This window comes from Acinetobacter genomosp. 15BJ, assembly GCF_000400715.1.
Taxonomy (GTDB): domain Bacteria; phylum Pseudomonadota; class Gammaproteobacteria; order Pseudomonadales; family Moraxellaceae; genus Acinetobacter.
The window spans coordinates 971,325-984,651 of the sequence record NZ_KE007347.1 but is presented as its reverse complement, the minus strand read 5'-3'; the positions used below and the strand labels follow the sequence as shown (position 1 = coordinate 984,651).

The 13,327-nt window shown below is 41.2% G+C and carries 13 protein-coding genes; 7 read left to right on the top strand and 6 right to left on the bottom strand.

Features of this window, described 5'->3' with window-relative positions:
* Positions 1 to 37: 37 nt before the first annotated feature.
* From F896_RS09505 to F896_RS09515, 3 genes are all read right to left on the bottom strand, one after another.
* Positions 38 to 508 carry an SRPBCC family protein gene (locus tag F896_RS09505; RefSeq protein ID WP_016163773.1) on the bottom strand — a complete coding sequence of 157 codons (471 nt, stop codon included), beginning with the start codon at positions 506 to 508 and terminating at the stop codon, positions 38 to 40.
* Positions 486 to 845 (bottom strand): ArsR/SmtB family transcription factor, encoded by a 360-nt coding sequence (locus tag F896_RS09510; protein ID WP_016163772.1) that lies wholly within the window; start codon positions 843 to 845, stop codon positions 486 to 488. Before F896_RS09510 ends, F896_RS09505 begins: the two co-directional genes overlap by 23 nt.
* Positions 846 to 919: 74 nt before the next feature.
* Positions 920 to 1,819 carry a DMT family transporter gene (locus tag F896_RS09515; RefSeq protein WP_016163771.1) on the bottom strand — a complete coding sequence of 300 codons (900 nt, stop codon included), beginning with the start codon at positions 1,817 to 1,819 and terminating at the stop codon, positions 920 to 922.
* Between the two features lie 89 nt (positions 1,820 to 1,908).
* On the opposite strand from F896_RS09515, the gene F896_RS09520 reads away from it, so the two are divergent.
* The 5 genes from F896_RS09520 (at position 1,909) to F896_RS09540 (ending at position 6,568) form a co-directional block, all read left to right on the top strand.
* Positions 1,909 to 2,781 (top strand): LysR family transcriptional regulator, encoded by an 873-nt coding sequence (locus F896_RS09520; RefSeq protein WP_032882386.1) that lies wholly within the window; start codon positions 1,909 to 1,911, stop codon positions 2,779 to 2,781.
* A gap of 247 nt (positions 2,782 to 3,028) precedes the next feature.
* A complete protein-coding gene (locus F896_RS09525; RefSeq protein WP_016163769.1) occupies positions 3,029 to 5,233 on the top strand; it encodes an OsmC domain/YcaO domain-containing protein in 2,205 nt (734 codons plus the stop codon).
* A gap of 280 nt (positions 5,234 to 5,513) precedes the next feature.
* Positions 5,514 to 5,825, top strand: coding sequence for a CopM family metallochaperone (locus tag F896_RS09530; protein WP_016163768.1), 312 nt, complete (start codon positions 5,514 to 5,516; stop codon positions 5,823 to 5,825).
* Between the two features lie 107 nt (positions 5,826 to 5,932).
* The gene (gene fdx / locus F896_RS09535) at positions 5,933 to 6,274 is read left to right on the top strand and encodes an ISC system 2Fe-2S type ferredoxin (protein WP_016163767.1); all 342 of its coding nucleotides are present in this window, start codon (positions 5,933 to 5,935) and stop codon (positions 6,272 to 6,274) included.
* 105 nt (positions 6,275 to 6,379) lie between these two features.
* Positions 6,380 to 6,568, top strand: a complete 189-nt coding sequence (locus tag F896_RS09540; protein WP_004653564.1) for a heavy-metal-associated domain-containing protein — start codon at positions 6,380 to 6,382, stop codon at positions 6,566 to 6,568.
* Positions 6,569 to 6,668: 100 nt separating this feature from the next.
* On the opposite strand, the gene cueR is transcribed toward F896_RS09540, so the two are convergent.
* The 3 genes from cueR to F896_RS09555 all read right to left on the bottom strand — a co-directional run bounded on the left by cueR (position 6,669) and on the right by F896_RS09555 (position 11,331).
* Positions 6,669 to 7,127, bottom strand: a complete 459-nt coding sequence (gene cueR / locus F896_RS09545) for a Cu(I)-responsive transcriptional regulator (RefSeq protein ID WP_016163766.1) — start codon at positions 7,125 to 7,127, stop codon at positions 6,669 to 6,671.
* A 10-nt stretch (positions 7,128 to 7,137) separates the two neighbouring features.
* Entirely contained in the window at positions 7,138 to 9,621 is a 2,484-nt protein-coding gene (locus F896_RS09550; RefSeq protein ID WP_016163765.1) for a heavy metal translocating P-type ATPase, read from the bottom strand.
* Positions 9,622 to 9,798: 177 nt separating this feature from the next.
* On the bottom strand, positions 9,799 to 11,331 hold the full coding sequence (locus tag F896_RS09555) for a flavin-containing monooxygenase (protein ID WP_016163764.1): 1,533 nt from the start codon (positions 11,329 to 11,331) through the stop codon (positions 9,799 to 9,801).
* A gap of 115 nt (positions 11,332 to 11,446) precedes the next feature.
* On the opposite strand from F896_RS09555, the gene F896_RS09560 reads away from it, so the two are divergent.
* Complete coding sequence (locus tag F896_RS09560; RefSeq protein WP_016163763.1) at positions 11,447 to 12,466, top strand: AraC family transcriptional regulator; 1,020 nt, start codon at positions 11,447 to 11,449, stop codon at positions 12,464 to 12,466.
* Positions 12,467 to 12,591: 125 nt separating this feature from the next.
* A complete protein-coding gene (locus F896_RS09565; protein ID WP_016163762.1) occupies positions 12,592 to 13,305 on the top strand; it encodes a helix-turn-helix transcriptional regulator in 714 nt (237 codons plus the stop codon).
* The last annotated feature ends 22 nt before the right edge of the window (positions 13,306 to 13,327 follow it).

Sequence of the window (13,327 nt, the reverse complement as noted above, 5' to 3'; positions counted from 1 at the left end):
GCTTGGGCTTTGAGGAGTTTTTTTATATGTAAATAGATTAGTTTTTTAGACCTTTAGCATACTCAACCAGTTGATCAATCACCGTTCCCCAACCTTCGAAGAAGCCCATATCTTCATGTTGCTGGCGAGTTTCAGCAGTACGGTGTCTGGCAATTGCAGTATATTTTGTTGCGCCATTGCCTGCATCTTCTAGCAACAGAATCGCAGTCATAAATGGATTTTCAGCAGGTTTCCAATCTTCAGTATAAGTGTCAGTAAATACCAATTTTTTGCCATTAATCACTTCTAGATAAACACCTTCATTCTTGATTTCATTACCATCAACATCAAAGGTGGTATTGAATTTCCCACCTACTTTTAAATCAATTTCACAGGCTTTAATCGAGTGAGGGCGAGGAATAAAGAAGTGTTGAATATGTTCAGGTGTGGTCCAGCATTCCCAGACCAGTTCACGCGGAACATCAATCACTCTTTCTAGTTTTAAATCAGTTTTTGGATCCAGTTTCATTTTCTCTTTTCCTTTTTAATTCGAGTGCATAACGATCAAATTGATTAAGTCTTTGTTCCCATATTGCCCGTTGCTCACTTAACCAATGTTGCATAGGGGTGAATGCATCGGGTGTCAGAGCACAAGTTCTGATTCGTCCATTTTTTTCTGAATGAATAAGTCCTGCTTCTTCTAATTTATTTAAATGTTTTAGAAAAGATGGCAGGGCCATGTCATGTTGTTCAGCAAGTTCAGTGATCGATGCCGTCCCAAAAGACAGTCGCGTTAAGATATCTCTGCGCGTTGGATCACTGAGAGCACTGAATAACAAATCGAGTTTAAAATCATACTTAGCCATAAAGCTAAGTATTGCACAAAAAATACTCATCTTGCAACAAAAAACTTAGCTTTTTAGCTAAGTTTTTTGTTGCTCTATTTCTCTTGCTTATTGGTTAAAATAACCCCAATGAAACTTAGACTACCACCCATCAGCATTGACCAAGTGATGGGTTCATTCAGAATAAGAAATGCCAGTAAGACTGCAAATACAGGCACTAAATTATTAAATATGATGGTTCGAGATGCTCCAATACTATGGATGGCCTGTGCATACCAGATAAATGCCAAGACTGTCCCAAAAGCACCTAAATATAAAATGGATAGCCAACTGCACAACGAAATATCCATCAACCCGCTAGACCGTAATTCTGGCCATGCATCGAATAAAAGAAAACCTGTACCCCAAAGCACTGAATAGGTGGTCATGGTTAAAGCAGGTGCACGGGTCTGCTTAAAGCAGATTGTGTAAATGACCCAACTGAAGACTGCACCACACATCATCATTTCGCCAGCGCCAAAAGCTTGATCGAATGCAGCAAAAAAATCACCTTTGCTCACGACCATCAGTGTGCCGACTAAAGCGAGACATGCACCTACATAATTTATTATCCGTAACCTTTCCTGAAAGAAAATCCGCATGATTAAAATGGTTAAAATAGGGGATAAACTTACAAATAGTGCAGTTCGACCGGCTTCAATTCTGGACAAAGCAGCAAAGAAAAATAAGTTATAAGCAAATACCCCTGTCAATCCCATCAAGATGGCATAGACATGTTGTTGTGCAGCAAGATTTGGAAAACCTCCTGTGCTTTTCAACAATATGATGACCAGTAAGATCGCAGCAATCCCAAAGCGTAATAATGCAGATAGGGTTGGAGAGAGTTCCGCTGCAACAATCCTTCCTGCGATGAAGGTACCACCCCACATCATGGCAACACAGATCAGCTTAAAATAAACAGTGGAACTCGAAAGAGAAATGGCTACGTGACGCATGACATTTTTAATCAATATAGAATTGAATCAAATCGTAAAACTAATTTATTTTTATAGTAAAATGAGTTTTTACTCATGAATGCATCATGATGACCCTGACCCAACTCGAAATATTTTCAAAGCTGGCAGAATTAAAAAATTTCACCCACACCGCGCAGCAGCTCAATATTTCCCAATCTGCAATTTCACATGCTTTAAAAGCGTTGGAAAAGAAGTGGGAAACCCAACTGTTTTATCGAAATAACAATGAAGTAGAACTGACCGCTGCGGGACAACGTTTACTGCCTTATGTAAATGAAATCTTGAATGTTTCTAACATTATTCATCAAGAAGTGATGGATCTTAAAGGTCTAAAAACGGGAACTTTAAGGATTGGTTCCTTTGGTGCATCATCTTCCAATGTACTGATTCCGCTGATTTTAAAACAATTTGCGCAACAATATCCTGATGTCGAGGTATTGGTGATGGAAGGTACTGATAAAGAAGTATTGCAGTGGATAGATGAACGCAAAGTCGATCTTGGCTTTGTGGTCTTGCCTGAAACTCGCTTTGATAGCTTTGTTTTGTTGGAGGATATCTTTGTTGCTTTATTGCCAAAGCATTTAGAGATTGCACAAAAGCCAGCGGTGCAATTGCAAGAGTTGGTTGATCATCCTTTTATTTTGACCAGTGCGGGCAGTCAAAACCATGTCATGGAACTGTTTAAGGCTGCACAACTCACGCCACAGATTAAGTATAACTTGTCGCAAATCTTGTCGATTTTAAATATGGTGAATCATAGTGCAGGGGTTTCAATTGTGGTAGATTTAGCTCTAGACCAAAACATTCTTCAGCTGTATCCGAATGTGGTAAAACGACCATTATCTCCCAATATTAAACGCTCAATAGGCCTAGCGGTAAAAAACAAGCAGCAGATGACGCCGATTGCAAAAGCCTTTGTTGAGATTGCCATGCAACTCTAAGTCTGGGGCAATATCGTAAAACCTGCTTAATTGTTCATAAAAAGGCTAGAAAGGCAGACAAAAGTTATCAATTACACAAAATACTTCTATAATAGCGCCCATCAATACTAAGGTCAGTGTTTAGATAGACTCACAAGACGACCTTAGCCACAGTTTTTTAAGTCTATTTGTGATCCACGATTCGGCTTATAGATTAATATTTTCAATCTTATGTACTTGCAACACATAAGAATATTTAGGTGCTCGCATGGAAATCAAGGTTAATTATCTCGACAATCTTCGCCAAGAAGCGAAGTTTGATGACTTTACGGTAATCGCCGATCAGCCGATTCGTTATAAAGGCGATGGTTCTGCACCAGGTCCATTTGATTATTTCCTTGCTTCATCTGCGTTATGTGCAGCTTACTTTGTCAAAGTGTATTGCGCTGCGCGTGATATTCCAACGGACAACATTCGTTTATCGCAGAACAATATTGTTGATCCTGAAAATCGCTACAAACAGATTTTTAAAATTCAGGTTGAATTACCCGCTGATATTTCTGAAAAAGACCGTCAAGGCATCTTGCGTTCAATCGATCGCTGTACGGTTAAGAAAGTGATTCAAACCGGTCCAGAGTTTATCATTGAAGAGGTTGAAAGCATTGATGCAGATGCACAAGCCTTATTGATGCCAAGCCTTGCTTCTGAAAGCAGCACCTATATTGCAGGTAAAGACCTGCCATTAGAAGAGACGATTGCCAATATGTCAGGGATTCTGGCAGGTCTAGGCATGAAGATTGAAATCGCATCTTGGCGCAATATCGTACCGAATGTCTGGTCGTTGCATATTCGTGATGCACAATCGCCAATGTGCTTTACCAATGGTAAAGGTTCAACCAAAGAAAGTGCTTTAGCTTCGGCTTTAGGTGAATTCATTGAACGTTTAAACTGTAACTTCTTCTATAACGACCAGTTCTGGGGTGAGGACATTGCCAATGCAGAATTTGTACATTATCCAGATGAGAAGTGGTTTAAACCGGGTCCAAATGGCGAATTACCAAAAGAAATTTTAGATGAATATTGTCTAGAAATTTATAACCCCGATGATGAGTTACTCGGTACACATTTATATGACACCAACTCAGGGAATACAGAACGTGGTATTTGCTCATTGCCATTTGTACGCCAATCTGATGATGAGATTGTCTATTTCCCATCAAACCTGATTGAGAACTTATATCTCAGTAATGGTATGAGCGCGGGTAATACCTTGTCAGAAGCACAAGTGCAATGTCTCTCTGAAATTTTCGAACGTGCGGTTAAACGTGAAATTCTGGAAGGTGAAATTGCATTACCTGACGTACCGCAAGAAGTATTGGCGAAATACCCAAGTATTGTGGCAGGTATCCAAGGCTTGGAAGAGCAAGGTTTCCCTGTACTGGTTAAAGATGCATCGTTAGGCGGTCAATTCCCTGTGATGTGTGTGACTTTAATGAATCCACGTACAGGCGGTGTATTTGCATCATTTGGTGCACACCCAAGTTTGGAAGTGGCATTAGAGCGTAGCCTGACTGAATTGTTGCAAGGCCGTAGTTTTGAAGGTTTAAACGATTTACCGCAACCGACATTCCAAAGCAATGCAGTCACTGAACCAAACAACTTTGTTGAACACTTTATTGATTCAAGTGGTTTGGTCTCATGGCGTTTCTTTAGTGCCAAATCGGATTATGACTTTGTTGAATGGGACTTCACCAATGAAGGTGAAAACTCAAATGCTGAAGAAGCGGCTGAGTTGTTCGGTATCCTTGAAGAAATGGGCAAAGAAGTCTACATGGCGGTGTATGAGCACTTAGGTGCAACCGCATGTCGTATCTTGGTGCCTGATTATTCTGAAATTTATTTAGTTGAAGACCTGATTTGGGACAATACCAATCGAGCGATCTTATTCCGTGAAGATATCCTCAATCTACATCGTTTAGATGAAGAACAGTTGGAAGCCTTGGTTGAGCGTTTAGAAGAATGCGAACTGGATGATTACACCGAAATCACCACCTTGATCGGGATTGAGTTTGATGACAATACGGTATGGGGGCAATTAACCCTGCTTGAATTGAAACTGTTAATCTATCTTGCTTTAGAGCAGTTTGAAGAAGCGAAAGACTTGGTTGAGACTTTCTTGCAATACAATACCAACACGGTAGAACGTGGTTTGTTCTATCAATGCATGAATGTGGTGTTAGAAGTCTTACTCGATGATGAAATGGAGCTTGAAGACTACGAAACCAATTTCCGCCGTATGTTTGGCAATGAGCGTATGGATGCTGTAGTTGGTTCTGTTGAAGGCACGGTCCGTTTCTATGGTCTCACCCCAACCAGTATGAAACTGGAAGGGCTTGATCGTCATTTACGTTTAATTGACAGTTATAAGAAATTGCATAAAGCACGTGCTAAGGCAGTTGGCTTAAATGGCTAAAACACAATAAATATTGCTTCAAAAAGTGCATGTTGATCATGCACTTTTTTTATTTAGAACCTATAAAACTTTGTTTTTGAGTCACTCAAAATTTTTAATAAATTGATTGCTTGACCTTGCAATTATTGGAAGGACTACAGTGTCTTTCATAAAGGTAACTGTGCCACATGAGATAGAAACCCTTATCTATTGATGGTGTCACTTCCTTTATTTTCATCAATATAGCATGTCAATCACATCTGAAATGAATGTGATGCAGCTGAATAGCAAGGAAACAATAATGAGTGAACAACAATCGGCAATAACGCCTAACGAAAATGATGCAAGTGATATTTATAGCCTCTCTACGCGTGCTTATATGGAACTAAGGAGCCGTATGCATGTTGATATGCAAATCAATTACACAGGCAATGCCGACATCGACTTTATGCGTGGAATGATTCCACATCATCAAGTGGTCATAGATATGGCCAAGGTTGCCTTGAAATATGGTTATGATTCAGAAGTTCGGATATTGGCAAAAAATATTATTTTGGCTCAGGATATTGAAATTAAAGTGATCAATGCTTGGTTACAACGGCATCTACTATAAAGCCTTTGATCTTATTCTTGATTTGATAGTTCCATCCATAAAAGGCTGAATCAAAACAGCGTTTTATTGATTACAGCTTTTCGTAATTAGATAGAAAGGTAGCGATTATGCCGAAGATAACTGTTCTCCCGCATGAAAAAATCTGTCCAGAAGGCCGTATTCTAGAAATAAAAAAGGGTGCAAACCTGTGTAGAACTTTACTCGATCATGGGATTGAAATTGAGCATGCCTGTGATCTTTCAGGAGCTTGTACCACCTGTCATGTCATTGTTCGGGAAGGCTTTGAAAGTTTGCAGGAAATGGATGATGTTGAAGCAGACTTACTTGATCGTGCTTGGGGTTTGTGCCCAGAATCACGACTGTCTTGTCAGGTGAATATTCAGGATCAACCTTTAGAAATAGAAATCCCTAAATACACCATCAATTATGTTTCTGAAAAGAAGGAATGATCAGATGATATATTGTTTATTTTAATGTGTAAAAGGCTTGACCTTACCATTATGGCAACCTTTATAGTGTGTTTATCTTCTTAAATAACTGAATGGAGTTTTACGATGGAATTTCATGTCGAAAATATGACCTGTGGTGGCTGTGCACGTGGCGTAACCCGTGCGATCCAAGCGGTAGATGCCAATGCAAAAGTGATTACTGATCCGCCAAATCGCAGCGTTAAAGTTGAAACCACAGCCTCACAGCAACAAGTAGTAGAGGCTTTATCTGAAGCAGGTTTTCCACCACGTTAATCTGTTGATGAATACAAAGCGGCTTAAACAGCCGCTTTTTTTGTGTCAAAAGAATGGATAAAAAATAAAAGGCGATCACAAGATCGCCTTTTATTTTGTTTTACTTGCGCCCAGTGAGCGGGGAAAGCGAGAGTAAATCATTATGATGATGGATGTCCTTCATTTCATGACTTGGTTCTTTTAAGCCTTCCAGAATCGGGCAGTCGGGACGATTGTCACCGGCACAGCAGTCGACTAAATTCTGGAGTGTTTGTGCCATTTGCTGTAGGTCTTGGATGCGCTGTTCCAGCTTATGGATATGTGCCTGAGCCAATTGTTTTACATCGGCACTTTGTCGATTGCGATTATTCCATAGGTCGAGTAAATCAGTGATTTCCGTAAACGAAAACCCCAGCTCACGACTGCGTTTGATAAATTTCAAACGTTCCACGTCATTCTCTGAATAAGAACGGTAGCCTGCATTGCTGCGTCCTGCCGCAGGAATCAAACCAATTTGCTCATAATAACGAATCATCTTGGCAGTTACACCTGAAGCTTGAGAAACTTTACCAATATTCATAAAATCCTCCTTAGCCTTTATGCACAGACGGTGGTTGGAAACGACGTAAACGTAGAGCATTACCAAGCACAAATACACTGGAAAGTGCCATCGCACCCGCAGCAAAAATCGGTGACATCAAGATACCATAAGCAGGATATAACACACCCGCAGCTACTGGAATCAATAGGGTATTGTAGGCAAAGGCCCAGAACAAGTTTTGGTGAATATTGCCAATGGTTGCCTTAGATAAGGCAATTGCGTTTGCCACACCTTGCAGGTTCCCAGACATCAACACCACATCCGCAGACTCAATCGCCACGTCAGTCCCTGTGCCAATTGCAAGACCGACATCTGCTTGAGCCAATGCTGGTGCATCGTTGATCCCATCGCCCACAAAGGCAATATTGCCATATTTTGCTTTCAGTTCCTGCACAGCATTAACTTTACCTTCAGGTAGCACTTCGGCAATCACTTCATCAATCCCAAGTTGTTTAGCAATGGCATGTGCGGTACGGGCATTATCACCGGTAATCATTGCCACTTTTAAACCCAGTTGATGTAGCGCTTGAATGGCAGCAGGTGTGGTGTCTTTGATTGGATCGGCAACTGCAATAATCCCTGCCAAAGTGCCATCAATTGCCACATAAAGCGGAGATTTACCTTCATCACCCAAACGTTGTGCTGTAATGGAGAATGGGGTAATATCCAGACCAAGTTGAATCATGTAGCGGTCTGCACCGATATAGATGTTCTGGCTTTCATTCACGGTGGCATTAACCCCCATACCTGTGACTGAATCAAAGCGATCAACCTTTGGCAAATCTAGACCTTGATTTTTTGCAGCATCGACAATTGCTTTGGCAATTGGATGTTCAGAAAGCGACTCTACTGCAGCAACGAGGCTGAGTACATCATTACGCTCAAAAGTGGATGTCACCTCAAAATCAGTCAGTACGGGATGACCTTCGGTCAAGGTCCCTGTTTTATCAACGGCAACTACTTGGGCATCTTTTAACAGCTGTAGCGCTTCACCTTTGCGGAACAGGACACCAAGTTCCGCACCACGTCCAGTACCAACCATAATCGAAGTCGGTGTTGCTAAACCCATGGCACATGGACAGGCAATAATCAGTACGGCCACTGCATTGACCAGTGCAAAAGTTAAAGCAGGTGATGGGCCGAAAACTAACCATACGAGGAAGGTGAGTAAAGCGGCAATCATCACTGCGGGTACAAACCATAAGGTCACTTTATCGACCACCGCTTGAATCGGCATTTTAGAGCCTTGTGCTTGCTCGACCAGACGGATAATTTGCGCCAGCATAGTGTCGCCACCGACAGCGATGGCTTTAAAACTTAAAGTACCGTTCTGGTTGATAGTTCCACCCACGACTTGGCTGCCAATGCTTTTCTCAACAGGAATCGGTTCACCTGTGATCATCGACTCATCGACAAAGCTTTGACCTTCAATCACTTCACCATCGACAGGGATTCTTTCGCCTGGTTTTACAATGACAAAATCACCTGCAAGAACTTGGTCGATTGGAATATCGACCACCTGATTATCACGAGAAACATGGGCAACTTTTGCTTGTAGGCTGACTAAACGCTGAATGGCTTCTGATGTTCGACCTTTGGCTTTGGCTTCAAGAAAACGACCGAGTAGAATCAACGCTACAATCACAGCGGCTGCTTCGTAATAAACGTTCACTGTGCCAGCAGGCAGTAGCTTTGGTGTAAAGGTTGCAACCAGTGAAAATAGATAAGCCGCCAGTGTACCAACTGCAACCAAAGAGTTCATATCGGGTGCTAAACGGACTAAAGCGGGAAGACCTTTGAGATAAAAACGGCGGCCTGGAATAATCAGCACTAGGGTGGTTAAAACGAATTGTAAGTACCAACTATTTTGCATGCCAATGCTTTGTTCAATTAGATGATGAACGCCTGGAATCAAGTGTGATCCCATTTCCAAGATAAACACAGGTAAGGCTAAAACTGTGGCAATGATCAGGTCACGTTTAAGTTCAGCACGTTCTTGGTCCTTTTTCTCAAGTTGTTCACTTTGATTAATGGATGCCTGAATCTCTTTGGCATCGTAACCCGCTTTATCAATCGCTGCGATTAAGCTTTCGACGTTAGCCGTACCCGTTACCGTAGCACGTTCAGTTGCCAAATTGACGTTAGCTGTTTTTACGCCGTTAACCGCATTCAATGCTTTTTCCACACGACTGACACATGATGCACAGGTCATGCCTTCAATCGACAATTCGACCTTATTTGCAGGGACGTCATAACCTGTTTGCTCTATGGCTTGAATCAGCACTTGTCGGTCTACGGGCTTAGCAAGCGTGATATCTGCACGTTCTGTGGCTAGATTCACTGATGCAGACTGAACGCCGTCAACTTTTTTGAGTGCTGCTTCAACGCGTCCAACACAACTGGCGCAAGTCATGCCTTCGACTTGAAGGCTGACATTCATATTATTAGACAATGTTTTTGTTTGCGTTTCCATAAGTTATACCTATAGAGATAATCCGATTGCTTTCAGCATAGACCTTAACATTATGGGAAGGTCAAGCGGATTTATCAAATTTTAGGATTTTATGCAAACGGAGTTGGGGCACGCTCATGGATTGTCCTTTATCTCATTCAAGGACAATCCAAATGTGGCATGGTTTAATGAGAGGATTTAAACAGCTATCTTTTTGGCTTGGTATTCTATCTGAGCTTGTGTCTGTGCCGACTTTTGTACTTGAGTGTAATTTTCCAGATCGAAGCGACGGGTGCGTTGACGATATTCCAATGTGAAGCCCGGCCAGTTATTGGTATTTTTCCCTGTTGCGGTCTGATACCAACTGGTACAGCCTTGCGACCACATGGTTGACTTCATACGCTCCTGAATTTCTTGATTAAACTGTACTTGGATTTCAGCTTTTAGATCGGTGAAGGATAAATTGTTTTGGATATGGGTTTGAAGCGCATCTAGGATGTAATTCACTTGGCTTTCAATCATATACACGATTGAGTTATGCCCCAGATTGGTATTTGGTCCATACAGCATGAAGAAATTAGGGAAGCCGCTTACGGTTAAGCCTAAATACGCTTCTGCGCCATCGACCCATTGGTCTTTTAATTTTTTGCCATTGAGTCCAGTAATTTGCATGGGTGCCATAAACTCAGTTGCCGCAAAACCTGTTCCATAAATAATGGCATCGACTTCGCGGTGTTTGCCATCTTTATCGACAATACCATTTTCAGTGACTTCCTGAACCGCGGTATCGATAACCTCGACATTGGGACGAACCAGACTTCGGTACCAATGATTGGAAATCAAAATACGTTTGCAGCCAATCGGGTAGTCGGGCATCAGACGATGACGGAAATGTGGGTCTTTGATTTCCTCACGGATATGGCGCTGAAAAATATATTCGGCTAATGGAATTTCATTCAGCGTGGCGGTAAAGCTCTTGAGGCGAATTTCGTTATAACTATATTGAAATACACGATCCAGACTTTGCAAGATTGGTAGCTTTTGGAAAACTTTCCGCTCTAATTTTGAGTAAATACGATCTGGTTTTGGAATGACATAGGGCGCAGAGCGTTGATAAATATCTAAATGGGCTACTTGCTTTGCGATCTCAGGGACAAATTGAATTGCACTGGCACCGGTACCAATCACAGCAACACGTTTATTATTTAAGTCGTAGTCATGCTCCCAACGCGCTGAATGAAAGCTTTTCCCCTTAAATGAGTCCAGCCCTTTAATTTTAGGAAAGGCTGGTCGGTTGAGTTGACCCACTGCAGCAATTAAAAATTCTGCCTCAAATTTTTCCCCTGTTAGTGTTTGGATATGCCAAATGCCCTGCGTGGCATCAAAATCAGCGCTGGCAATTTCAGTATTAAACTGGATATGCGGATAAAGCTGATATTTCTCTGTGCAATGCTTCAGGTACTGGTGAATTTCTTGCGAAGAGCCATAGCGGTTTTTCCAGCCAAGGTCTTGTTCAAAAGAAAATGAATATAAGTGAGAAGGAACATCACAAGCAGCACCTGGATAGGTATTGTCACGCCAGACACCACCGACATCATTGGCTTTTTCAAATAAGGTAAATTGTTCAAATCCAGCAAGTTTGAGCTGAATGGCTAGCCCTAATCCACCAAATCCAGTTCCAATAATGGCGATACGAATATTTTTATTTGAAGATAATTGTTGTTTAAACATAACGGACTCAAGTGAAAAGTATCATGTATTGCTTGCAGAATAATCGTTTCATGCATTGATTTAGAGGATGGATCAGGACAAAATATTGTGATTAGAGGACATTGAGAAAATAGGTTTGAACTACTTATGGTCATATCAACGTAGTATCCATAGTGTTCGTCTCATGGCAGATTTTGCAGTTGAACTGGGCGTTAGTCATTTACAGATCCTCAAGGGAACAGGACTGGAGCAACAACAGTTGCTTGATCCAAATATGTTGGTAACTGGGCAGCAGGAATTACAGCTGATTCGCAATTTAGTCGAGACATTTAGCCAAAGACCTTTGCTTGGCTTGGAGGTGGGTCAGCGTTATCACTTTACCACCTTTGGTTCTCTAGGCTTAGGCTTGATTAGTAGTGCGAATATTCGTGAAGCCTTGAACTTTGCTTTGGCCTATTTTCCTTTATCTTTTGCCTTTAGTCAGTTTGTGGTATCAGAGCCACCAGAGACCAATAGTATTCGAATTGATATACAGGTAGATGAGGGAATTCCTCAAATATTACGGCAATTCATTATTGAGCGAGATATTGCCGCACTGATAACCGTCCAACACGATTTGATTCGGGAGAATCTCTGCCACAAAGTAGTGTTTGACTTTCAGCCCTGCGGAGAAATACAGCCTTATCATGAATTGTTTGGGGTGACGCCTGAATTTGGTGGATCGAAAAGCTTTATTATATTGAATGCTGAAAAAATTGATCAAAAGCTGAGTATGGCAAATGAGCTGGTGCTACATTCAGCTGAGCAACAATGCCGAGAAATACTGGATAAACGGCAATCTCAAAAGAAATATACCGATCAAGTGCAACACATCCTTATGAATACCAAAGGGGAAATTCCAGCGATGGAAGAAGTCGCAGATCGTTTATATCTAAACTCCCGTACTTTACGTCGTTATTTGGCGCAAGAACACACCACATTTATTAAAATCAGGGAGGAAGTCCGGGAAATTATGGCAAGCTCCTATTTGTCTTCAACACAAACTTCAATTGAGCAAATTTCTGAATGGTTAGGCTATGCCGAACCCGCTAGTTTTATTCATGCTTATAAACGCTGGTATGGCAAAACGCCTCATGCAAGCCGATTAAAAAAATGAAGTGTAGAAAATAATGATTCAGTAGCATATAAAAGATAGAGGAAAGCGAAATAAACAAAAGGGAATAACTGTTCATCTTTATTTTAGAGTGGACAGGTGTCAGGAAGATAGAAAGGTAGCAGGTTATGCTTTTAGAACACGATTTAAGTCCATCCGAGTTTAGTCTTTTTTCAGAAATACTATGGAAATTAGGTTCAGGAAAAGGACAAGAGCGTTTACGTGAAACAGTCTTGGTGGATATCGCGACTTTATTAAGAGCTGATTTTGCTGCTTCTTATATTTGGGACGCAAAGCAGCATCTATCCAAACAAGGTATTATGTGGCAAATCGATCCCAAAGCAATTCTAGAATATGACCGTATTTGGCAGCACGATGACCCGATTACGTCTCGGCTGCGGGAACGGCAACAAGCAACTTTTGTTAATGAAATCATTTCGATATCAGAACTAAAAAAAACGGATTATTACAATGAGTTTCTACGCCCTTATGGTCTGTATCATGGTTTAAATATTTATTTTGTTCGGGATGGGATAGATATTGGCGATTTGCGTATTTGGCGTGCCAAAGACTCGATTATGTTTAGTGAACGAGAGAAAAGGATCTTAAATCTACTCGAACCTTATATGACTCAAGCCTTGCCTATAGATTTATCACCCCAATATTTTTTGACTCCACGGGAGCAAGAAGTGGTCATGTTAGTGAGTAAGGGATTGAGTGACAAATATGTTGCCAATTTACTTGATATCAGCTTTACCACGGTTAGAACGCATTTGAAAAGTGCCATGAAAAAAATGGGTTGTCATAATCGTACCGAAATGGCTGCATTGATGCATTCTTAATGATCTCCTCAATTTTGAGGAT

Excerpts from the sequence above, each read along its gene's own strand:
- F896_RS09505 (WP_016163773.1), bottom strand. The coding sequence starts at position 508 with ATGAAACTGGATCCAAAAACTGATTTAAAACTAGAAAGAGTGATTGAT.
- F896_RS09510 (WP_016163772.1), bottom strand. The coding sequence starts at position 845 with ATGGCTAAGTATGATTTTAAACTCGATTTGTTATTCAGTGCTCTCAGT.
- F896_RS09515 (WP_016163771.1), bottom strand. The coding sequence starts at position 1,819 with ATGCGTCACGTAGCCATTTCTCTTTCGAGTTCCACTGTTTATTTTAAG.
- F896_RS09520 (WP_032882386.1), top strand. The coding sequence starts at position 1,909 with ATGACCCTGACCCAACTCGAAATATTTTCAAAGCTGGCAGAATTAAAA.
- F896_RS09525 (WP_016163769.1), top strand. The coding sequence starts at position 3,029 with ATGGAAATCAAGGTTAATTATCTCGACAATCTTCGCCAAGAAGCGAAG.
- F896_RS09530 (WP_016163768.1), top strand. The coding sequence starts at position 5,514 with ATGAGTGAACAACAATCGGCAATAACGCCTAACGAAAATGATGCAAGT.
- fdx (WP_016163767.1), top strand. The coding sequence starts at position 5,933 with ATGCCGAAGATAACTGTTCTCCCGCATGAAAAAATCTGTCCAGAAGGC.
- F896_RS09540 (WP_004653564.1), top strand. The coding sequence starts at position 6,380 with ATGGAATTTCATGTCGAAAATATGACCTGTGGTGGCTGTGCACGTGGC.
- cueR (WP_016163766.1), bottom strand. The coding sequence starts at position 7,127 with ATGAATATTGGTAAAGTTTCTCAAGCTTCAGGTGTAACTGCCAAGATG.
- F896_RS09550 (WP_016163765.1), bottom strand. The coding sequence starts at position 9,621 with ATGGAAACGCAAACAAAAACATTGTCTAATAATATGAATGTCAGCCTT.
- F896_RS09555 (WP_016163764.1), bottom strand. The coding sequence starts at position 11,331 with ATGTTTAAACAACAATTATCTTCAAATAAAAATATTCGTATCGCCATT.
- F896_RS09565 (WP_016163762.1), top strand. The coding sequence starts at position 12,592 with ATGCTTTTAGAACACGATTTAAGTCCATCCGAGTTTAGTCTTTTTTCA.